At 54.8% G+C, this 17,841-nt stretch carries 31 protein-coding genes and 1 pseudogene; 31 read left to right on the forward strand and 1 reads right to left on the reverse strand.

The annotated features are described in order from the left end of the window. Window position 1: 1 nt before the first annotated feature. The 31 genes from tuf (at window position 2) to bfr (ending at window position 17,359) form a co-directional block, all read left to right on the forward strand. The gene (tuf, locus tag BSF44_RS25855; protein WP_008053875.1) at window positions 2–1,195 is read left to right on the forward strand and encodes an elongation factor Tu; all 1,194 of its coding nucleotides are present in this window, start codon (window positions 2–4) and stop codon (window positions 1,193–1,195) included. Window positions 1,196–1,352: 157 nt separating this feature from the next. Continuing rightward, window positions 1,353–1,664, forward strand: a complete 312-nt coding sequence (gene rpsJ / locus BSF44_RS25860) for a 30S ribosomal protein S10 (RefSeq protein WP_003186070.1) — start codon at window positions 1,353–1,355, stop codon at window positions 1,662–1,664. A gap of 80 nt (window positions 1,665–1,744) precedes the next feature. Continuing rightward, entirely contained in the window at window positions 1,745–2,380 is a 636-nt protein-coding gene (gene rplC, locus BSF44_RS25865; protein WP_003186059.1) for a 50S ribosomal protein L3, read from the forward strand. A 12-nt stretch (window positions 2,381–2,392) separates the two neighbouring features. Then, window positions 2,393–2,995, forward strand: a complete 603-nt coding sequence (gene rplD / locus BSF44_RS25870; protein WP_003228735.1) for a 50S ribosomal protein L4 — start codon at window positions 2,393–2,395, stop codon at window positions 2,993–2,995. After that, window positions 2,992–3,291, forward strand: a complete 300-nt coding sequence (gene rplW, locus BSF44_RS25875; RefSeq protein ID WP_002555488.1) for a 50S ribosomal protein L23 — start codon at window positions 2,992–2,994, stop codon at window positions 3,289–3,291. The genes rplD and rplW overlap by 4 nt, the downstream gene beginning before the upstream one ends. Window positions 3,292–3,305: 14 nt before the next feature. Further along, window positions 3,306–4,130, forward strand: coding sequence for a 50S ribosomal protein L2 (gene rplB / locus BSF44_RS25880; protein ID WP_003228734.1), 825 nt, complete (start codon window positions 3,306–3,308; stop codon window positions 4,128–4,130). A gap of 16 nt (window positions 4,131–4,146) precedes the next feature. Then, entirely contained in the window at window positions 4,147–4,422 is a 276-nt protein-coding gene (gene rpsS / locus BSF44_RS25885) for a 30S ribosomal protein S19 (RefSeq protein WP_002555486.1), read from the forward strand. 11 nt (window positions 4,423–4,433) lie between these two features. Continuing rightward, window positions 4,434–4,766, forward strand: a complete 333-nt coding sequence (gene rplV, locus BSF44_RS25890) for a 50S ribosomal protein L22 (protein ID WP_003103908.1) — start codon at window positions 4,434–4,436, stop codon at window positions 4,764–4,766. 13 nt (window positions 4,767–4,779) lie between these two features. After that, window positions 4,780–5,466, forward strand: a complete 687-nt coding sequence (rpsC, locus tag BSF44_RS25895; RefSeq protein ID WP_008065719.1) for a 30S ribosomal protein S3 — start codon at window positions 4,780–4,782, stop codon at window positions 5,464–5,466. 12 nt (window positions 5,467–5,478) lie between these two features. After that, the gene (rplP, locus tag BSF44_RS25900) at window positions 5,479–5,892 is read left to right on the forward strand and encodes a 50S ribosomal protein L16 (protein ID WP_003228729.1); all 414 of its coding nucleotides are present in this window, start codon (window positions 5,479–5,481) and stop codon (window positions 5,890–5,892) included. Beyond that, entirely contained in the window at window positions 5,892–6,083 is a 192-nt protein-coding gene (gene rpmC / locus BSF44_RS25905; RefSeq protein ID WP_002555481.1) for a 50S ribosomal protein L29, read from the forward strand. The genes rplP and rpmC overlap by 1 nt, the downstream gene beginning before the upstream one ends. A 2-nt stretch (window positions 6,084–6,085) precedes the next feature. Next, entirely contained in the window at window positions 6,086–6,352 is a 267-nt protein-coding gene (gene rpsQ, locus BSF44_RS25910) for a 30S ribosomal protein S17 (RefSeq protein ID WP_003176419.1), read from the forward strand. A gap of 23 nt (window positions 6,353–6,375) precedes the next feature. Next, on the forward strand, window positions 6,376–6,744 hold the full coding sequence (gene rplN, locus BSF44_RS25915; RefSeq protein WP_002555479.1) for a 50S ribosomal protein L14: 369 nt from the start codon (window positions 6,376–6,378) through the stop codon (window positions 6,742–6,744). An 11-nt stretch (window positions 6,745–6,755) separates the two neighbouring features. After that, on the forward strand, window positions 6,756–7,070 hold the full coding sequence (rplX, locus tag BSF44_RS25920; protein ID WP_003176416.1) for a 50S ribosomal protein L24: 315 nt from the start codon (window positions 6,756–6,758) through the stop codon (window positions 7,068–7,070). A 22-nt stretch (window positions 7,071–7,092) separates the two neighbouring features. Further along, window positions 7,093–7,632 (forward strand): 50S ribosomal protein L5, encoded by a 540-nt coding sequence (gene rplE / locus BSF44_RS25925; protein WP_003210069.1) that lies wholly within the window; start codon window positions 7,093–7,095, stop codon window positions 7,630–7,632. 13 nt (window positions 7,633–7,645) lie between these two features. Further along, complete coding sequence (rpsN, locus tag BSF44_RS25930; protein WP_003176414.1) at window positions 7,646–7,951, forward strand: 30S ribosomal protein S14; 306 nt, start codon at window positions 7,646–7,648, stop codon at window positions 7,949–7,951. Window positions 7,952–8,160: 209 nt separating this feature from the next. Next, complete coding sequence (gene rpsH, locus BSF44_RS25935; protein ID WP_003186040.1) at window positions 8,161–8,553, forward strand: 30S ribosomal protein S8; 393 nt, start codon at window positions 8,161–8,163, stop codon at window positions 8,551–8,553. 12 nt (window positions 8,554–8,565) lie between these two features. Then, a complete protein-coding gene (gene rplF, locus BSF44_RS25940) occupies window positions 8,566–9,099 on the forward strand; it encodes a 50S ribosomal protein L6 (protein WP_003176412.1) in 534 nt (177 codons plus the stop codon). A gap of 10 nt (window positions 9,100–9,109) precedes the next feature. Next, window positions 9,110–9,460, forward strand: a complete 351-nt coding sequence (gene rplR / locus BSF44_RS25945) for a 50S ribosomal protein L18 (RefSeq protein WP_003186037.1) — start codon at window positions 9,110–9,112, stop codon at window positions 9,458–9,460. Window positions 9,461–9,463: 3 nt separating this feature from the next. Continuing rightward, window positions 9,464–9,964: a 30S ribosomal protein S5 gene (gene rpsE / locus BSF44_RS25950; RefSeq protein ID WP_003186035.1), complete on the forward strand. Its 501-nt coding sequence runs from the start codon at window positions 9,464–9,466 to the stop codon at window positions 9,962–9,964. Between the two features lie 2 nt (window positions 9,965–9,966). Further along, window positions 9,967–10,143, forward strand: coding sequence for a 50S ribosomal protein L30 (gene rpmD, locus BSF44_RS25955; RefSeq protein ID WP_003176408.1), 177 nt, complete (start codon window positions 9,967–9,969; stop codon window positions 10,141–10,143). A 3-nt stretch (window positions 10,144–10,146) separates the two neighbouring features. Continuing rightward, window positions 10,147–10,584: a 50S ribosomal protein L15 gene (rplO, locus tag BSF44_RS25960; protein WP_003228720.1), complete on the forward strand. Its 438-nt coding sequence runs from the start codon at window positions 10,147–10,149 to the stop codon at window positions 10,582–10,584. Next, on the forward strand, window positions 10,585–11,913 hold the full coding sequence (gene secY / locus BSF44_RS25965) for a preprotein translocase subunit SecY (protein ID WP_003228718.1): 1,329 nt from the start codon (window positions 10,585–10,587) through the stop codon (window positions 11,911–11,913). 24 nt (window positions 11,914–11,937) lie between these two features. Next, window positions 11,938–12,054 (forward strand): 50S ribosomal protein L36, encoded by a 117-nt coding sequence (gene rpmJ / locus BSF44_RS25970; RefSeq protein ID WP_002555468.1) that lies wholly within the window; start codon window positions 11,938–11,940, stop codon window positions 12,052–12,054. Between the two features lie 130 nt (window positions 12,055–12,184). After that, window positions 12,185–12,541 carry a 30S ribosomal protein S13 gene (rpsM, locus tag BSF44_RS25975; protein ID WP_009045849.1) on the forward strand — a complete coding sequence of 119 codons (357 nt, stop codon included), beginning with the start codon at window positions 12,185–12,187 and terminating at the stop codon, window positions 12,539–12,541. A gap of 30 nt (window positions 12,542–12,571) precedes the next feature. Next, window positions 12,572–12,961, forward strand: coding sequence for a 30S ribosomal protein S11 (gene rpsK / locus BSF44_RS25980; RefSeq protein WP_002555466.1), 390 nt, complete (start codon window positions 12,572–12,574; stop codon window positions 12,959–12,961). 18 nt (window positions 12,962–12,979) lie between these two features. After that, window positions 12,980–13,600, forward strand: coding sequence for a 30S ribosomal protein S4 (gene rpsD / locus BSF44_RS25985; protein WP_003176404.1), 621 nt, complete (start codon window positions 12,980–12,982; stop codon window positions 13,598–13,600). A gap of 22 nt (window positions 13,601–13,622) precedes the next feature. Further along, entirely contained in the window at window positions 13,623–14,624 is a 1,002-nt protein-coding gene (gene rpoA / locus BSF44_RS25990; protein WP_007970428.1) for a DNA-directed RNA polymerase subunit alpha, read from the forward strand. 42 nt (window positions 14,625–14,666) lie between these two features. Further along, window positions 14,667–15,053: a 50S ribosomal protein L17 gene (gene rplQ / locus BSF44_RS25995; RefSeq protein WP_046041617.1), complete on the forward strand. Its 387-nt coding sequence runs from the start codon at window positions 14,667–14,669 to the stop codon at window positions 15,051–15,053. Between the two features lie 237 nt (window positions 15,054–15,290). Continuing rightward, entirely contained in the window at window positions 15,291–16,745 is a 1,455-nt protein-coding gene (locus BSF44_RS26000) for a catalase (protein ID WP_095945916.1), read from the forward strand. A gap of 149 nt (window positions 16,746–16,894) precedes the next feature. After that, complete coding sequence (gene bfr / locus BSF44_RS26005; RefSeq protein ID WP_008053867.1) at window positions 16,895–17,359, forward strand: bacterioferritin; 465 nt, start codon at window positions 16,895–16,897, stop codon at window positions 17,357–17,359. A gap of 353 nt (window positions 17,360–17,712) precedes the next feature. Here the strand turns inward: bfr and BSF44_RS26015 are convergent. Then, window positions 17,713–17,841 (reverse strand): annotated as a pseudogene (locus BSF44_RS26015) (catalase); the annotation flags it as partial.

A 17,841-nucleotide genomic window follows, 5' to 3' on the forward strand; every position in this document is an offset into this window, starting at 1 on the left:
CGTGGCTAAAGAAAAATTTGATCGTTCCCTACCGCACGTCAACGTTGGCACCATCGGTCACGTTGACCACGGTAAAACCACTCTGACCGCAGCTCTGACTCGCGTTTGCTCCGAAGTTTTCGGTTCCGCAATCGTTGATTTCGATAAAATCGACAGCGCTCCAGAAGAAAAAGCTCGTGGTATCACCATCAACACCGCGCACGTCGAGTACAACTCGAAGATCCGTCACTACGCTCACGTTGACTGCCCAGGTCACGCTGACTACGTGAAGAACATGATCACCGGTGCTGCCCAGATGGACGGCGCGATCCTGGTTTGCTCGGCCGCTGATGGTCCGATGCCACAAACCCGTGAGCACATCCTGCTGTCCCGTCAGGTAGGCGTTCCGTACATCGTGGTTTTCCTGAACAAGGCTGACCTGGTAGACGACGCTGAGCTGCTGGAACTGGTCGAGATGGAAGTTCGCGACCTGCTGTCCACCTACGACTTCCCGGGCGATGACACTCCAATCATCATCGGTTCGGCTCGTATGGCGCTGGAAGGCAAAGACGACAACGAAATGGGCACCACTGCCGTTCGTAAACTGGTTGAAACTCTGGACAGCTACATCCCAGAACCAGAGCGTGCTATCGACAAGCCATTCCTGATGCCAATCGAAGACGTATTCTCGATCTCGGGTCGTGGTACTGTTGTGACTGGTCGTATCGAGCGCGGTATCGTTCGCGTTCAAGATGCACTGGAAATCGTTGGTCTGCGTGACACCACCACCACCACCTGCACCGGTGTTGAAATGTTCCGCAAGCTGCTCGACGAAGGTCGTGCTGGCGAGAACTGCGGCGTTCTGCTGCGTGGTACCAAGCGTGACGACGTTGAGCGTGGCCAGGTTCTGGTTAAGCCGGGTTCGGTTAAGCCGCACACCAAGTTCACCGCAGAAGTTTACGTTCTGAGCAAGGAAGAAGGCGGTCGTCACACTCCGTTCTTCAAAGGCTACCGTCCACAGTTCTACTTCCGTACTACTGACGTGACTGGTAACTGCCAGCTGCCAGAAGGCGTTGAAATGGTAATGCCAGGTGATAACATCCAGATGGAAGTTACCCTGATCAAGACCATCGCAATGGAAGACGGCCTGCGTTTCGCTATCCGTGAAGGCGGTCGTACCGTCGGCGCTGGCGTCGTAGCCAAAATCATCGAGTAAGCATCTCTTTTGAGATAGCTTCGATGCTTTGAAAAGCCCCCGCTCAGCGGGGGCTTTTTTATTGGGTTGACACCCATCTGGGGCGTCTATAGAATTGCGCCTCCTTTTAACGGGCGTATTGCGCCCGGTGGGAATAGCAGCCGGAGTCTGAAATCCAATGCAAAATCAGCAAATCCGTATCAGGTTGAAGGCTTTCGACCATCGCCTGATCGACCAATCAACCCAGGAAATCGTGGAAACCGCGAAACGTACTGGTGCTCAAGTGCGTGGTCCAATTCCACTGCCTACCCGTAAAGAGCGGTTCACCGTTCTGGTCTCCCCGCACGTCAACAAAGACGCGCGTGACCAGTACGAGATCCGTACTCATAAGCGCGTTCTGGACATCGTCCAGCCAACGGATAAAACCGTTGATGCTCTTATGAAGCTTGATCTTGCGGCCGGTGTGGAAGTGCAGATCAGCCTCGGCTAAGACTCGGTCTTAGTCGTGTAACGCTCTGAAATGGGCGGCCATAGCGGGTGAAAGCCCCGTACACTCATGAGGTTTACAACATGACTATTGGTGTAGTCGGTCGTAAATGCGGTATGACCCGTATTTTCACCGAAGAAGGTGTCTCCATTCCGGTCACGGTCATTGAGATCGAACCGAATCGCGTCACCCAGTTCAAAACTGAAGAGACCGATGGCTATCGTGCAGTGCAAGTCACTGTCGGCGAGCGTCGTGCTTCGCGTGTAACAGCAGCTCAGGCTGGCCACTTCGCTAAAGCGAACGTTGCCGCTGGTCGTACCGTAATGGAATTCCGCCTTGAAGAAGGCGAGTACCAGGCCGGCGATCTGATCAACGCTGAAATCTTCGCCGCTGGTCAACTGGTTGATGTAACCGGTCAGTCCAAGGGTAAAGGCTTCCAGGGTACGATCAAGCGTTGGAATTTCCGCGGGCAAGATAACACCCACGGTAACTCCGTATCCCACCGCGTTCCAGGCTCTATCGGCCAGTGCCAGACTCCTGGTCGTGTATTCAAGGGCAAAAAAATGTCCGGTCATATGGGCGCTGAGCGCGTGACCGTGCAGTCCCTCGAAGTAGTGCGCGTGGACGCTGAACGCAATCTGTTGTTGGTCAAGGGCGCTGTTCCTGGCGCTACTGGCGGCAACTTGGTTGTACGTCCAGCAGCCAAGGCTCGCGGTTAAGGGGAAGCTGACATGCAATTAAATGTAAATGACGCTCAAGCGATCGAAGTTTCCGAACTGACATTTGGCGGCGAATTCAACGAGACGCTGGTTCACCAAGCAGTCGTAGCCTACATGGCTGGCGGTCGTCAGGGTTCCAAGCAGCAAAAGACCCGTTCCGACGTTCGTGGTGGCGGTAAGCGCCCATGGCGTCAGAAAGGTACTGGCCGTGCTCGTGCCGGTACTATCCGTAGCCCAATCTGGCGTGGCGGCGGTACCACTTTCGCAGCTCGTCCTCAGGATCACTCCCAGAAGCTGAACAAGAAGATGTATCGCGCAGCAATGCGTTCCATCCTTGCTGAGCTGGTGCGTACTGATCGTCTGGTCGTGGTTCAGGATTTCGCCGTTGAAACGCCGAAAACCAAAGACCTGCTGGGCAAACTGAACAACATGAGCCTGACCGACGTTCTGATCGTGTCCGACGCTGTTGATCAGAACCTGTACCTGGCTGCTCGTAACCTGCCACACGTAGATGTACGTGACGTGCAAGGTTCCGATCCAGTTAGTCTGATCGCATACGACAAGGTGTTGATCACCGTGTCGGCCGTGAAGAAATTCGAGGAGCTGCTGGGATGAACCAGGAACGCGTATTTAAAGTTCTGCTTGGCCCGCACGTTTCCGAGAAGGCTACGGTTCTGGCAGACAAGAAAGGCCAGTTCGTTTTCAAGGTTGCTACCGACGCAACCAAGCTGGAAATCAAGAAGGCCGTCGAAAGCCTGTTCAGCGTGAAAGTAGAGCGTGTTACTACCCTGAATGTTCTGGGTAAGAGCAAGCGCACTGCTCGCGGTCTGGGCAAGCGTAATGACTGGAAGAAGGCAGTTATCTCCCTTCAGCCAGGCCAAGATCTCGATTTCAGCAGCAGTGCTGAGTAAGGAAGGGGTGCATCATGGCAATCGTTAAATGCAAACCGACTTCCCCTGGCCGCCGTTTTGTGGTCAAGGTGGTCAACCAGGAGCTGCATAAAGGCGCTCCTCACGCACCGCTGCTCGAGAAGAAATCGAAGACTGGTGGTCGTAACAACAATGGCCGTATTACCACTCGTCACATCGGTGGTGGTCATAAGCAGCATTACCGTATGGTCGATTTCCGTCGCAACGACAAAGATGGCATCGTCGCCACTGTCGAGCGTATCGAATACGATCCAAACCGTACTGCTCACATCGCACTGCTCTGCTACGCAGACGGCGAGCGCCGCTACATCATCGCCCCTAAAGGCGTGAGTGCTGGCGACCAGCTGATCGCAGGCGCTCTGGCTCCAATCAAGCCAGGCAACGCCCTGCAACTGCGCAACATTCCAGTCGGTTCTACCGTACACGGCATCGAATTGAAGCCAGGTAAAGGCGCTCAGATCGCTCGTTCCGCTGGTGCTTCGGCTCAGCTGATCGCTCGTGAAGGCGTGTACGTTACCCTGCGTCTGCGTTCCGGTGAAATGCGTAAAGTCCTGGCTGAATGCCGTGCGACCCTGGGCGAAGTCTCGAACTCCGAGCACAGCCTGCGTTCGCTGGGTAAAGCTGGTGCCAAACGCTGGCGTGGCGTTCGCCCAACCGTTCGTGGTGTTGCCATGAACCCGGTTGACCACCCACATGGTGGTGGTGAAGGTCGTACCTCTGGTGGTCGTCATCCGGTATCGCCATGGGGCTTCCCGACTAAGGGCGCGAAGACTCGTGGTAATAAGCGTACCGACAAAATGATCGTCCGTCGTCGCAAGTAAATAGAGGGATACGACAGTGCCACGTTCTCTGAAAAAAGGTCCTTTTATCGATCTTCACCTACTGAAGAAGATCGAAGTGGCGGCGGAAAAGAACGATCGCAAACCGGTGAAAACCTGGTCGCGTCGTTCGATGATCCTGCCACAAATGGTCGGTCTGACCATCGCAGTACACAACGGTCGTCAGCACGTCCCAGTTCTCGTGAACGAAGACATGGTCGGCCACAAACTGGGCGAGTTCGCCGGTACCCGCACTTATCGCGGGCACGTGGCAGACAAGAAAGCCAAGCGTTAAGGGGTTAGGAAATGGAAGTAGCCGCTAAGTTGTCGGGCGCTCGAATCTCCGCCCAGAAAGCCCGCTTGGTCGCCGACCAGATCCGCGGGAAGAAGGTGGGCGAAGCGCTCAACCTGTTGGCTTTCAGCAGTAAGAAAGCCGCCGAGATCATGAAGAAAGTGCTGGAGTCGGCCGTAGCCAACGCCGAGCATAACGAAGGCGCAGACGTTGATGACCTGAAGGTCAGCACTGTTTTCGTCAACGAAGGGCGTTCGCTGAAGCGCATCATGCCACGTGCCAAAGGCCGTGCTGATCGCATCGTCAAGCGGTCTTGCCATATCACTGTCAAGGTTGCTGACAAGTAACGGAGTCGAAGAGATGGGTCAGAAAGTACATCCCATTGGCATTCGCCTGGGAATCGTCAAGGAGCACACCTCCGTCTGGTACGCAGACGGTCGGACTTATGCGGACTATTTGCTCGCAGATCTGAAGGTGCGTGAGTATCTCCAAGACAAACTAAAAAGCGCGTCCGTAAGCCGTATCGATATCCATCGTCCGGCCCAAACTGCACGTATCACCATCCACACCGCTCGTCCAGGTATCGTTATCGGGAAGAAAGGTGAAGATGTTGAGAAACTGCGTCAGGACCTGACCAAGCAAATGGGTGTGCCTGTGCACATCAATATCGAAGAGATCCGCAAGCCGGAACTCGACGGTATGCTGGTTGCGCAGAGCGTAGCTCAGCAGCTGGAGCGTCGCGTAATGTTCCGTCGCGCTATGAAGCGCGCCGTACAGAACGCCATGCGCATTGGTGCCAAAGGCATCAAAATCCAAGTGAGCGGTCGTCTCGGCGGTGCTGAAATTGCACGTACTGAATGGTATCGCGAAGGTCGTGTGCCATTGCACACCCTGCGTGCCGACATCGACTATGCCAACTACGAAGCTCACACCACTTACGGTGTGATCGGTGTAAAGGTTTGGATCTTCAAAGGCGAAGTAATTGGTGGTCGCCAAGAAGAACTGAAACCACAAGCACCAGCGCCTCGTAAAAAAGCTGCTAAGTAAGGGGTACGCCAAATGTTGCAACCAAAGCGTACGAAGTTCCGCAAGCAAATGACTGGTCACAACCGTGGCCTGGCATTGCGCGGTAGCAAAGTCAGCTTCGGCGAGTTCGCGCTGAAGTCTGTTGCTCGTGGTCGTCTCACCGCTCGTCAGATCGAGTCAGCGCGTCGTGCTCTGACCCGTCACGTAAAACGTGGCGGCAAGATCTGGATCCGTGTATTCCCGGACAAGCCTATTTCCAAGAAGCCACTCGAAGTTCGGATGGGTAAAGGTAAGGGTAACGTCGAATACTGGGTTGCCCAGATTCAGCCAGGCAAAGTCCTGTATGAAATCGAGGGTGTTTCTGAAGAGCTGGCGCGTGAGGCTTTCGCCCTGGCTGCTGCAAAGCTGCCGCTCGCCACCTCCTTTGTTAAACGGACGGTGATGTGATGAAAGCGAATGAACTTCGTGAAAAATCCGCACAGCAGCTGAACGAGCAACTGCTCGGCTTGCTGCGCGACCAGTTCAATCTGCGTATGCAGAAAGCAACTGGCCAGTTGGGGCAGTCTCATCTGCTCTCGCAAGTTAAGCGTGACATCGCTCGCGTGAAGACTGTGCTCAACCAGCAGGCAGGTAAGTAATCATGGCTGAAGCCGAAAAAACTGTCCGTACGCTGACTGGCCGTGTTGTCAGCGACAAGATGGACAAAACCATCACCGTTCTGATCGAGCGTCGCGTTAAGCACCCGATCTACGGTAAATACGTTAAGCGTTCGACTAAGCTGCACGCGCACGACGAAACCAATCAGTGCCACATCGGCGACAAAGTCACTATTCGTGAAACTCGTCCTTTGGCCAAGACCAAGTCTTGGGCGCTGGTTGATGTTCTCGAACGCGCTGTGGAAGTCTAAGGACTAGGGGTCGGAGAAATTATATGATTCAGACTCAATCCATGCTCGATGTGGCCGATAACAGCGGCGCTCGCCGTGTTATGTGCATCAAGGTGCTGGGTGGCTCCCATCGTCGTTACGCTGGTATCGGTGACATCATCAAAGTTACCGTGAAGGAAGCAATTCCTCGCGGTAAAGTGAAAAAAGGCCAAGTGATGACTGCTGTTGTAGTCCGCACTCGTCACGGCGTACGTCGTGCTGATGGCTCCATTATCCGCTTTGATGGCAACGCTGCTGTTCTTCTGAACAACAAGCAAGAGCCGATCGGCACCCGTATCTTTGGGCCAGTGACCCGTGAACTTCGTACTGAGAAGTTCATGAAGATCGTCTCGCTCGCCCCAGAAGTGCTGTAAGGAGATCCGACATGCAAAAGATTCGTCGTGACGACGAGATCATCGTGATCGCCGGCAAAGACAAAGGTAAGCGCGGTAAGGTGCTTAAGGTTCTCGCTAACAACCGTTTGGTTATTGGTGGTCTGAACCTGGTCAAGCGTCATACCAAGCCTAACCCGATGTCGGGCGTGCAGGGCGGTATCGTCGAAAAAGAAGCTCCACTGGATGCTTCTAACGTCGCCATTTTCAACGGCGAAACCAACAAGGCTGACCGCGTTGGTTTCAAAGTAGAAGACGGCAAGAAAATTCGTGTCTTCAAGTCGACCCAAAAAGCGGTTGATGCTTGAACACTGCTAGGTAGATGAGACCATGGCACGACTAAAAGAGATTTACCGGAAGGAAATTGCTCCGAAACTTAAGGAAGAACTTAAGCTTTCGAACGTGATGGAAGTTCCGCGCGTTACCAAAATCACCCTGAACATGGGTCTGGGCGAAGCGATCGGCGACAAAAAAGTCATCGAGCACGCTGTTGCTGACCTGGAAAAGATCACCGGCCAGAAAGTCGTTGTGACCTACGCTCGCAAATCCATCGCTGGCTTTAAAGTCCGTGAAGGTTGGCCGATCGGCGTCAAAGTGACCCTGCGCCGTGAGCGTATGTACGAGTTCCTGGATCGTCTGCTGTCGATCTCCCTGCCTCGGGTTCGCGACTTCCGCGGCCTGAATGCCAAGTCCTTCGATGGTCGTGGCAACTACAGCATGGGCGTGAAAGAGCAGATCATCTTCCCGGAAATCGACTACGACAAGATCGATGCTCTCCGCGGTCTGGACATCACCCTGACCACCACTGCCAAGAACGATGATGAAGGCCGCGCTCTGCTGCGTGCGTTCAAATTCCCGTTCCGCAACTGATTGGAGTAGGACCATGGCCAAGATGAGCATGAAAAACCGCGAGCTGAAGCGTCAGCTCACGGTTGCCAAGTACGCCAAGAAGCGTGCAGCACTGAAAGCTATCATCGTTGATCTGAACGCAAGTCCAGAAGCGCGTTGGGAAGCTACAGTAGCCCTGCAGAAGCAGCCACGTGACGCAAGCGCTTCGCGCATGCGTAACCGCTGCCGCCTGACCGGTCGTCCACACGGCGTTTACCGCAAGTTCGGCCTCGGCCGTAACAAGCTGCGTGAAGCTGCCATGCGTGGTGACGTACCGGGTCTGGTTAAAGCCAGCTGGTAAGTACTGTCAAAGTCTCGGTGTCCAGGATCGCAAGATCCTGACCACCGGTGGCCTTGAATCTGAATCAAGCCCCTTTTGGGGCTTGATTCATTTCTGGGGTGTGTCTAGAATACCCGGCTCGCCTGAGCCCGTGTTTTTCATGCTCGGAGATTCTCGGCGACACGTAATAGCCGCAAGGCTAATTTTTTTGTATTAGGAGCGTCTAGCCCATGAGTATGCAGGACCCGTTAGCGGACATGCTAACTCGTATCCGTAATGCCCAGATGGCTGAAAAGTCCGTCGTAAGCATGCCATCTTCCACGTTGAAGGTAGCTGTTGCCAAAGTCCTGAAGGACGAAGGTTACATTGCGGGTTATCAGATCAGCAGCGAAATCAAACCACTGCTGTCCATCGAGCTGAAGTACTTCGAAGGCCGTCCGGTTATCGAAGAAGTGAAGCGCGTTAGCCGTCCAGGCCTGCGTCAGTACAAGTCCGTCGATGATCTGCCAAAAGTTCGTGGCGGTCTCGGTGTGTCTATCGTCTCCACCAACAAGGGTGTGATGACTGATCGTGCTGCGCGCGCTGCCGGTGTCGGCGGCGAAGTTCTTTGCACTGTGTTCTAAGGGGGGATAAGCATGTCTCGCGTCGCTAAGAACCCCGTTAAGCTGCCAGCCGGTGTCGAAGTAAAATTCGCAGGCCAACAGCTTTCGGTGAAGGGTGCCAAGGGCACTCTCGAACTGAACATCCATTCGTCCGTTGAGATCGTTGAAGAAGCTGGTGAGCTGCGTTTCGCTGCTCGCAATGGCGATCAACAGACTCGCGCAATGGCTGGTACCACTCGTGCGTTGGTAAACAACATGGTCCAAGGCGTAAGCCAAGGCTTCGAGCGCAAGCTCCAGCTGGTCGGTGTTGGTTACAAAGCGCAAGCAAAAGGCACAGTGCTGAACCTGGCTCTTGGCTTCTCGCACCCAGTGGATTACGAACTGCCGGAAGGCATCACCGCTGAGACTCCTAGCCAGACCGATATCCTGATCAAGGGCATCGACAAGCAGCTGGTAGGTCAAGTGGCCGCCGAGATCCGCGACTTCCGTCCACCAGAGCCGTACAAAGGCAAAGGTGTGCGCTACGCGGACGAAGTCGTCCGTCGTAAAGAAGCCAAGAAGAAGTAGGGCATAGCAAATGACCGACAAAAAAGTTACTCGACTGCGTCGCGCTCGCAAAGCACGCCTGAAAATGCACGAACTCGAAGTCGTGCGTCTCTGCGTGTTCCGCTCTTCGCAGCACATCTACGCCCAGGTCATTTCGGCCGACGGCAACAAAGTCCTGGCAAGCGCCTCGACTTTGGATAAAGAACTGCGTGATGGTGCCACCGGCAACATCGACGCGGCCACTAAGGTTGGCCAGCTGGTCGCTACGCGTGCTAAGGCCGCTGGCGTCTCGCAAGTGGCTTTCGACCGCTCTGGCTTCAAGTACCACGGCCGCGTTAAAGCGCTGGCTGATGCTGCTCGTGAAGCTGGGCTGGAGTTCTAAGTTATGTCAAATAACGACCAAAAGCGCGACGAAGGCTACATCGAGAAGCTGGTTCAAGTTAACCGCGTAGCCAAAACCGTTAAAGGCGGCCGTATCTTCACTTTCACCGCGTTGACCGTGGTTGGTGATGGTAAGGGCCGTGTTGGCTTCGGCCGTGGCAAGTCGCGTGAAGTGCCTGCTGCGATCCAGAAGGCAATGGAAGCTGCTCGCCGCAACATGATCCAGGTTGATCTGAACGGCACTACTCTGCAGTACGCAATGAAGTCCGCTCACGGCGCTTCGAAGGTGTACATGCAGCCTGCTTCTGAAGGTACCGGTATCATCGCTGGCGGCGCTATGCGTGCTGTCCTCGAAGTTGCCGGCGTTCAGAACGTTCTGGCCAAGTGCTACGGCTCGACTAACCCTGTAAACGTGGTTCACGCCACTTTCAAGGGTTTGAAAGCAATGCAGTCTCCTGAATCCATTGCCGCCAAGCGTGGCAAAAGCGTCAAGGAGATCTTCTGATCATGGCTACCGTAAAAGTAACGCTGATCAAAAGTATGACCGGCCGCATCCCTAACCACAAACTGTGCGTTAAGGGTCTGGGTCTGCGTCGCATCGGTCACACTGTAGAAGTCCAGGATACTCCCGAGAATCGCGGGATGATCAACAAGGCTTACTACATGCTGCGTGTCGAGGGTTAATCGATGAAACTCAATGATCTGAGTCCAGCGCCGGGTTCCCGTCGCGAAAAGCATCGTCCGGGCCGTGGTATCGGTAGCGGTTTGGGTAAGACTGGTGGCCGTGGTCACAAGGGTCAGACCTCCCGCTCCGGTGGCACCATTGCTCCAGGCTTTGAAGGCGGTCAACAGCCGCTGCATCGTCGCCTGCCGAAGTTCGGTTTCGTTTCCCTGAAGGCCATGGATCGCGCAGAAGTGCGTCTGTCCGAGCTGGCTAAAGTGGAAGGCGACATCGTCACCGTGCAGTCCCTGAAAGATGCCAACGTGATCAACGTCAACGTACAGCGTGTGAAAATCATGCTGTCCGGTGAAGTGACTCGCGCTGTCACTATCGGCAAGGGAATCGGCGCCACCAAAGGTGCGCGTGCGGCTATCGAAGCAGCTGGCGGCAAGTTCGAGGAATAAATGGCTAAGCAAGGTGCTCTCTCTGCGCTCGGCAAAGGCGGTATGTCTGAACTCTGGGCTCGTCTGCGTTTTCTGTTCCTGGCGATTATCGTCTACCGAATAGGCGCACACATCCCGGTTCCAGGTATCAACCCGGACCGACTCGCGGACCTGTTTCGACAGAATGAGGGGACCATTCTTAGCTTGTTCAACATGTTTTCCGGCGGCGCGCTGGAACGGATGAGCATCTTTGCACTGGGGATCATGCCGTACATCTCGGCATCGATCATCATGCAACTGATGACAGCCGTCAGCCCGCAGCTGGAGCAGTTGAAGAAGGAAGGTGAAGCTGGCCGTCGCAAGATCAGCCAGTACACCCGCTACGGCACTGTCGTCCTCGCTCTCGTCCAGGCCATTGGCATGTCCATTGGTCTGGCGGGGCAGGGCGTTGCGTTCACTGGTGACTTTGGCTTCCATTTCGTCGCGGTATCCACGTTTGTGGCTGGTGCGATGTTCATGATGTGGCTGGGTGAGCAGATTACTGAGCGTGGTGTTGGCAACGGTATCTCGATGTTGATTTTTTCGGGTATCGTCGCCGGTCTTCCGAGAGCGATCGGGCAGTCTTTCGAGTCTGCGCGTCAGGGTGATATCAACATCTTCGCCCTGGTTGCCATCGGTTTGCTGGCAGTAGCGATTATCGGTTTCGTGGTGTTCATTGAGCGTGGTCAGCGTCGTATTGCTGTTCACTACGCCAAGCGTCAGCAGGGCCGCAAGGTCTTCGCTGCGCAGACCAGCCACTTGCCGCTGAAGGTGAACATGGCCGGTGTTATTCCGGCTATTTTCGCGAGCAGCATTTTGCTGTTCCCGGCTTCGTTGGGTGCCTGGTTCGGTCAGTCTGAAGGTATGGGCTGGTTGCAGGACATCTCGCAGTCGATCGCTCCTGGTCAGCCGTTGAATATTCTGCTGTTTAGTGCAGGGATTATTTTCTTCTGCTTCTTCTATACGGCGTTGATGTTCAATCCGAAAGACGTAGCGGAAAACCTGAAGAAGTCCGGTGCCTTTATTCCGGGCATCCGTCCAGGTGAGCAGTCTGCGCGCTACATTGATGGCGTTCTGACTCGCTTGACCATGTTCGGTGCTCTTTACATGACGGCCGTCTGCCTGTTGCCCCAGTTCCTGGTGGTTGCAGCCAACGTACCGTTCTACCTTGGCGGGACCTCGTTGCTGATCGTCGTCGTGGTTGTGATGGACTTCATGTCCCAAGTACAATCGCACCTCGTTTCGCACCAGTACGAATCCCTGATGAAGAAAGCCAACCTGAAGGGTTACGGCAGCGGCATGCTGCGCTGACCCATAAGGTTCGAGGAGTTGGTGATGAAAGTTCGTGCATCGGTGAAAAAGCTGTGCCGTAACTGCAAGATTATTCGCCGCGAAGGTGTTGTTCGAGTAATTTGCAGCGCGGAACCGCGTCACAAACAGCGCCAAGGCTGAGTGTGATTGTGCTTCAAGCCCGGTAGCTAGTGCGCTACCGGGTTGATTATTTGTTATTACAGCGATATTATCTCGCGCCCTATTTCTTGGCTTCCGGGGCGTAGGTAGCTGTCAATTGGAGTCCCACTGAATGGCCCGTATTGCAGGCGTTAACATTCCAGATAACAAGCATACTGTTATCTCGCTGACCTACATCTATGGTGTTGGTCGCACTACTGCACAGAAAATTTGTGCAGAGACTGGGGTAAACCCAGCAGCAAAGATCAAAGATCTGAGCGACGAGCAAATTGAACAGCTGCGTGGCGAAGTGGCGAAGTTCACCACTGAAGGTGACCTGCGTCGCGAAATCAACATGAAAATCAAGCGCTTGATGGACCTCGGTTGCTATCGCGGTCTGCGTCATCGTCGCGGTCTTCCAGTACGCGGTCAGCGTACCAAGACCAACGCGCGTACCCGTAAAGGTCCGCGTAAGCCGATCCGCAAGTAATCGCCCCAGCGAATCGACAGGAATTTAATCATGGCAAAACCTGCTGCTCGTCCTCGTAAAAAAGTTAAAAAGACAGTGGTTGATGGCATCGCCCACATCCATGCATCTTTTAACAACACCATCGTGACCATCACCGACCGTCAAGGTAACGCTCTTTCCTGGGCTACCTCCGGTGGTTCGGGTTTCCGCGGTTCCCGCAAGTCCACCCCGTTTGCTGCTCAGGTAGCTGCTGAACGTGCTGGTCAAGCTGCGCTGGAATACGGCCTGAAAAACCTCGACGTCAACGTCAAAGGTCCAGGTCCAGGTCGTGAATCCGCAGTCCGCGCTTTGAACGGCTGTGGCTACAAGATCGCCAGCATCACCGACGTGACGCCAATCCCGCACAACGGGTGCCGTCCGCCGAAGAAGCGCCGCGTGTAATCCAGGAGATTGTAAAGAATGGCTCGTTACATTGGTCCAAAATGCAAACTCGCTCGTCGCGAAGGCACCGATCTCTTCCTGAAGAGCGGCGTGCGCGCGATCGAATCGAAGTGCAACATTGAAGCAGCACCTGGTATCCACGGCCAACGCCGCGGTCGCCAGTCCGACTACGGCACCCAACTGCGTGAAAAGCAGAAGGTCCGTCGTATCTACGGCGTTCTCGAGCGTCAATTCAGCGGCTACTACAAAGAAGCTGCTGGCAAGAAAGGTGCAACCGGTGAAAACCTGCTGCAACTGCTCGAATGCCGTCTGGACAACGTTGTATACCGTATGGGCTTTGGTTCGACTCGTGCCGAATCCCGTCAGCTGGTATCGCACAAGTCGATCAGCGTAAACGGTCAGACCGTTAACGTTCCGTCCTACCAGGTTCGTGCTGGTGACGTGGTCGCTGTTCGCGAGAAAGCAAAAAATCAACTTCGCATTGTCCAAGCTCTCGATCTGTGTGCCCAACGTGGCCGCGTAGAATGGGTAGAAGTAGACACTGAGAAGAAGTCGGGCGTTTTCAAGAACGTTCCAGCTCGCAGTGATCTGTCCGCCGACATCAACGAAAGCCTGATTGTCGAGCTCTACTCCAAGTAAGGGCTAGAAAATAGGTGCATCCATGCAGATTTCGGTAAATGAGTTCCTGACACCCCGCCACATTGATGTGCAGGTTGTCAGTCCAACCCGCGCCAAGATCACTCTCGAGCCTCTCGAGCGTGGTTTTGGCCATACCCTGGGCAACGCGCTGCGCCGCATCCTGTTGTCCTCAATGCCCGGCTGTGCAGTAGTCGAGGCCGAGATTGACGGTGTGCTCCACGAGTACAGCGCCATCGAAGGTGTACAGGAAGACGTAATTGAAATCCTGTTGAACCTTAAAGGTCTGGCTATCAAGCTGCACGGTCGTGACGAAGTTACGCTGACCTTGTCGAAGAAGGGTTCGGGGGTGGTTACCGCTGCCGATATTCAGCTGGATCATGATGTCGAGATCGTTAATCCCGATCACGTAATCGCTAACCTGGCGTCTAACGGCGCCCTGAACATGAAGCTCGTAGTAGCTCGTGGTCGTGGTTATGAACCGGCAGACTCGCGTCAGAGCGATGAAGACGAAAGCCGCAGCATCGGTCGCTTGCAGCTTGACTCTTCGTTCAGCCCGGTTCGCCGTATCGCATACGTGGTGGAAAACGCCCGTGTCGAGCAGCGTACTAACCTGGACAAGCTGGTTATTGATCTGGAAACCAACGGTACTCTGGATCCTGAAGAGGCAATTCGCCGCGCTGCAACCATCCTGCAACAGCAGTTGGCTGCGTTCGTCGACCTCAAGGGTGACAGTGAGCCAGTGGTTGTCGAGCAGGAAGACGAGATCGATCCGATCCTGCTTCGCCCGGTTGACGATCTGGAACTGACTGTACGTTCGGCTAACTGCCTTAAGGCGGAAAACATCTACTACATCGGTGACCTGATTCAGCGTACCGAAGTAGAGCTGTTGAAGACTCCGAACCTGGGCAAGAAATCCTTGACTGAAATCAAGGACGTTCTGGCCTCCCGCGGTCTGTCCCTCGGCATGCGCCTCGACAACTGGCCGCCTGCAAGTCTTAAGAAGGACGACAAGGCGACTGCCTGATCGTCGTAATCACCGAACGTAGTGTTTGGTAAGGAATGAACCATGCGTCATCGTAAAAGTGGTCGTCACCTGAGCCGCACCAGCTCGCACCGCAAGGCCATGTTCCAAAACATGGCGGTGTCGCTGTTCGAGCACGAGCTGATCAAAACTACTCTGCCAAAAGCTAAAGAACTGCGCCGCGTTGCCGAGCCGCTGATCACTTTGGCCAAGATAGATAGCGTTGCTAACCGCCGTCTGGCTTTCGACCGTACTCGTTCGAAAGCTATCGTTGGTAAGCTCTTCAACGATCTGGGCAAGCGTTACGCTACCCGTGAGGGTGGCTACCTGCGCATCCTCAAGTGCGGTTTCCGCGCTGGCGACAACGCGCCTATGGCGTACGTCGAGTTGGTTGATCGTGCTACTGCCGGCGAAGCTGTATCTGCCGAGTAAGACGTCAGTCTGAAACAAAGAACCGGGCCTAGTGCCCGGTTTTTTGTGCCTGTAAGAAACGCACCGTTTGTACAAGCGTCTCCTTCGTCCACATCGGCATTATGTGATGGGGATGATTGTTAGTTTTTCTCTATCGATGTCTGCAAGTTAATGAATTTGTAGATGTCATATTGATGGTCAATACTCCCTCTCAGCCGATAGCCGGCAGTTCAAGACCGACAGAGGAAGGAAGATCGCATGAGTCAAAACAAAACGCTTACCACCGCCAGTGGCGCTCCTGTTGCCGATAACCAGAATTCCCGTTCCGCCGGCCCTCGTGGCCCGCTGCTGCTCGACGACTTTCACCTGATCGAGAAGCTTGCCCACTTCAACCGTGAAAACATCCCTGAGCGTCGTGTACACGCCAAAGGCTCGGGTGCCTACGGTACGTTCACCGTGACACGCGATATCACTCAATACACCAGCGCGAAGCTGTTTGAGGCAGTTGGCAAGCAAACCCCGACTTTCTTGCGGTTTTCCACCGTGGGTGGCGAGCGTGGTTCGGCCGATACCGAGCGTGATCCGCGCGGGTTCGCTTTGAAGTTCTACACCGAGGAAGGCAACTGGGACATCGTCGGCAACAACACACCCGTGTTCTTCATTCGTGATCCGCTGAAGTTTCCGGACTTTATCCACACCCAGAAGCGTTTGCCGCAAAGCAACCTGAAGAGTGCCCAGGCGATGTGGGACTTCTGGTCGCATTCGCCCGAGGCGCTGCACCAGGTCACCATCCTGTTCTCAGACCGGGGTATTCCTGATGGATACCGCCACATGCATGGCTTCGGCAGCCACACTTACAGCCTCATCAACGCTCAAGGTGAGCGTCACTGGGTGAAGTGGCACTACAAGACCAAACAGGGGATCAAGAACCTTGCTCCTGCCGAGGCAGCGCGCCTGGCAGGTACTGATCCGGATTACGCCCAGCGCGACCTGTTCAATGCCATTGAGCAGGGTGATTTCCCGAAATGGCGCGTGTGCATTCAGATCATGAGCGAGGCCCAGGCGGCGGAGCACTACGAGAACCCGTTTGATGTCACCAAAACCTGGTCGCAGAAAGAGTTTCCACTGATTGAAGTCGGAGAGTTGGAACTCAATCGCAATCCGCAGAACTACTTCGCGGAAGTCGAGCAAGCGGCGTTCGGTCCCAGCAATATGGTCCCGGGCGTTGGTCTGTCACCGGATCGTATGCTGCAAGGTCGGGTCTTCGCCTACGCGGACGCTCATCGCTACCGTGTCGGCACCAATCACCAGCAGTTGCCAGTCAATGCTGCGCGCAGTCCGGTCAACAGTTACCAGCGTGATGGTTCGATGGCTTTTGGCAGCAATGGCGGTGCGACACCGAACTACGAGCCGAACAGCTATGTCGAGTCGCCGAAGCAGGCGCCTCGTTACGCAGAGCCGGCGTTGGCCCTCAATGGTGCCGCCGATCGTTACGACCACCGTGAGGACACTGATTACTACAGTCACGCCGGCGCGTTGTTCCGCTTGATGACTGAAGAGCAGAAATCACTGCTGGTCAGCAACATCGCCGGTGCGATGGCCGGTGTGTCGAGTGATGTGGTTGATCGCCAGCTGCAACATTTCTACAGGGCTGACCCGGCGTATGGAGAAGCAATCGCAAAGCTGCTCAACGTACAGCTTAACGAAGTCTAAATGAGAAGCAGAACCGCCCTTGTTTGGGCGGTTTTTTGCGTTATTTCAGCCGGTTTTCTCAGAATATCTTCGCTTTTATTGCGTCTTGCGAGTGACGATACCGGCATGTTGGTTCAAACTACAACTTTCAAGCAGGGAGATGTAGGGCGATGCAAGGCCACCCAGATGTGATCGATTACCTCAACACGTTGCTGACCGGCGAACTGGCCGCGCGTGATCAATATTTCGTCCACTCGCGGATGTATGAGGACTGGGGTTTCACCAAGCTCTACGAACGAATCAACCACGAGATGGAAGAGGAAGCAGGGCACGCTGATGCCCTGATGCGCCGGATTCTGATGCTCGAGGGCACGCCGCGGATGCGTCCGGACGATCTCGATGTCGGCACCACAGTCACCGAGATGCTCGAAGCGGATTTGCGTCTGGAATACAAGGTGCGGGCTGCGCTGTGCAAGGGCATCAAGCTCTGCGAGCAACACAAGGACTATGTCAGCCGCGAAATGCTGCGGGTCCAGTTACATGACACCGAAGAAGATCACACCTACTGGCTCGAGAAGCAGTTGGGGCTGATCAAGTTGATCGGGCTTGAGAACTACCTGCAATCCCACACCTGATTGCATAGGGGGGGAAGCCCCAACGTCTTTTGTAGGAGCGAGCTTGCTCGCGAAAAATCTGAAGGCGCTGCGTTATCGTTTACGGCCTTCGTCGGAACGCAGCCCGGAGCAAGCTCGCTCCTACAGATACAAAAAAGGTTCTTCACGGAATCCCGGGAAATACAGAAACAAGAACGCCGATTTGATTGATGATGTTCGTGCGAGCAAACACATCTAACAAACCGGCGTTCTTATGCGCGATATTAATACTTTCCTTCCTTTTTGGGAGGGCTTTTCTGTCGTCACCATCAAACCCGATGGCGACGCTCTACAGATCGATCTGACTCCTCACGCCACCCGGTTCCCATCCTGTGGCTGCTGCCAAAAGCCATCGAACCATCACGCTGGTAACTGTTGACCGGACTGCGCGCAGCATTGACTGGCAACTGCTGGTGATTGGTGCCGACACGGTAGCGATGAGCGTCCGCGTAGGCGAAGACCCG

It is taken from the genome of Pseudomonas sp. ACN8 (genome assembly GCF_002303925.1).
Classification (GTDB): Bacteria; Pseudomonadota; Gammaproteobacteria; order Pseudomonadales; family Pseudomonadaceae; genus Aquipseudomonas.

Coding starts and splice junctions, on each gene's coding strand:
- rpsJ (WP_003186070.1), top strand. CDS start 1,353: ATGCAAAATCAGCAAATCCGTATCAGGTTGAAGGCTTTCGACCATCGC.
- rplC (WP_003186059.1), top strand. CDS start 1,745: ATGACTATTGGTGTAGTCGGTCGTAAATGCGGTATGACCCGTATTTTC.
- rplD (WP_003228735.1), top strand. CDS start 2,393: ATGCAATTAAATGTAAATGACGCTCAAGCGATCGAAGTTTCCGAACTG.
- rplW (WP_002555488.1), top strand. CDS start 2,992: ATGAACCAGGAACGCGTATTTAAAGTTCTGCTTGGCCCGCACGTTTCC.
- rplB (WP_003228734.1), top strand. CDS start 3,306: ATGGCAATCGTTAAATGCAAACCGACTTCCCCTGGCCGCCGTTTTGTG.
- rplV (WP_003103908.1), top strand. CDS start 4,434: ATGGAAGTAGCCGCTAAGTTGTCGGGCGCTCGAATCTCCGCCCAGAAA.
- rpsC (WP_008065719.1), top strand. CDS start 4,780: ATGGGTCAGAAAGTACATCCCATTGGCATTCGCCTGGGAATCGTCAAG.
- rplP (WP_003228729.1), top strand. CDS start 5,479: ATGTTGCAACCAAAGCGTACGAAGTTCCGCAAGCAAATGACTGGTCAC.
- rpmC (WP_002555481.1), top strand. CDS start 5,892: ATGAAAGCGAATGAACTTCGTGAAAAATCCGCACAGCAGCTGAACGAG.
- rpsQ (WP_003176419.1), top strand. CDS start 6,086: ATGGCTGAAGCCGAAAAAACTGTCCGTACGCTGACTGGCCGTGTTGTC.
- rplN (WP_002555479.1), top strand. CDS start 6,376: ATGATTCAGACTCAATCCATGCTCGATGTGGCCGATAACAGCGGCGCT.
- rplX (WP_003176416.1), top strand. CDS start 6,756: ATGCAAAAGATTCGTCGTGACGACGAGATCATCGTGATCGCCGGCAAA.
- rplE (WP_003210069.1), top strand. CDS start 7,093: ATGGCACGACTAAAAGAGATTTACCGGAAGGAAATTGCTCCGAAACTT.
- rpsN (WP_003176414.1), top strand. CDS start 7,646: ATGGCCAAGATGAGCATGAAAAACCGCGAGCTGAAGCGTCAGCTCACG.
- rpsH (WP_003186040.1), top strand. CDS start 8,161: ATGAGTATGCAGGACCCGTTAGCGGACATGCTAACTCGTATCCGTAAT.
- rplF (WP_003176412.1), top strand. CDS start 8,566: ATGTCTCGCGTCGCTAAGAACCCCGTTAAGCTGCCAGCCGGTGTCGAA.
- rplR (WP_003186037.1), top strand. CDS start 9,110: ATGACCGACAAAAAAGTTACTCGACTGCGTCGCGCTCGCAAAGCACGC.
- rpsE (WP_003186035.1), top strand. CDS start 9,464: ATGTCAAATAACGACCAAAAGCGCGACGAAGGCTACATCGAGAAGCTG.
- rpmD (WP_003176408.1), top strand. CDS start 9,967: ATGGCTACCGTAAAAGTAACGCTGATCAAAAGTATGACCGGCCGCATC.
- rplO (WP_003228720.1), top strand. CDS start 10,147: ATGAAACTCAATGATCTGAGTCCAGCGCCGGGTTCCCGTCGCGAAAAG.
- secY (WP_003228718.1), top strand. CDS start 10,585: ATGGCTAAGCAAGGTGCTCTCTCTGCGCTCGGCAAAGGCGGTATGTCT.
- rpmJ (WP_002555468.1), top strand. CDS start 11,938: ATGAAAGTTCGTGCATCGGTGAAAAAGCTGTGCCGTAACTGCAAGATT.
- rpsM (WP_009045849.1), top strand. CDS start 12,185: ATGGCCCGTATTGCAGGCGTTAACATTCCAGATAACAAGCATACTGTT.
- rpsK (WP_002555466.1), top strand. CDS start 12,572: ATGGCAAAACCTGCTGCTCGTCCTCGTAAAAAAGTTAAAAAGACAGTG.
- rpsD (WP_003176404.1), top strand. CDS start 12,980: ATGGCTCGTTACATTGGTCCAAAATGCAAACTCGCTCGTCGCGAAGGC.
- rpoA (WP_007970428.1), top strand. CDS start 13,623: ATGCAGATTTCGGTAAATGAGTTCCTGACACCCCGCCACATTGATGTG.
- rplQ (WP_046041617.1), top strand. CDS start 14,667: ATGCGTCATCGTAAAAGTGGTCGTCACCTGAGCCGCACCAGCTCGCAC.
- BSF44_RS26000 (WP_095945916.1), top strand. CDS start 15,291: ATGAGTCAAAACAAAACGCTTACCACCGCCAGTGGCGCTCCTGTTGCC.
- bfr (WP_008053867.1), top strand. CDS start 16,895: ATGCAAGGCCACCCAGATGTGATCGATTACCTCAACACGTTGCTGACC.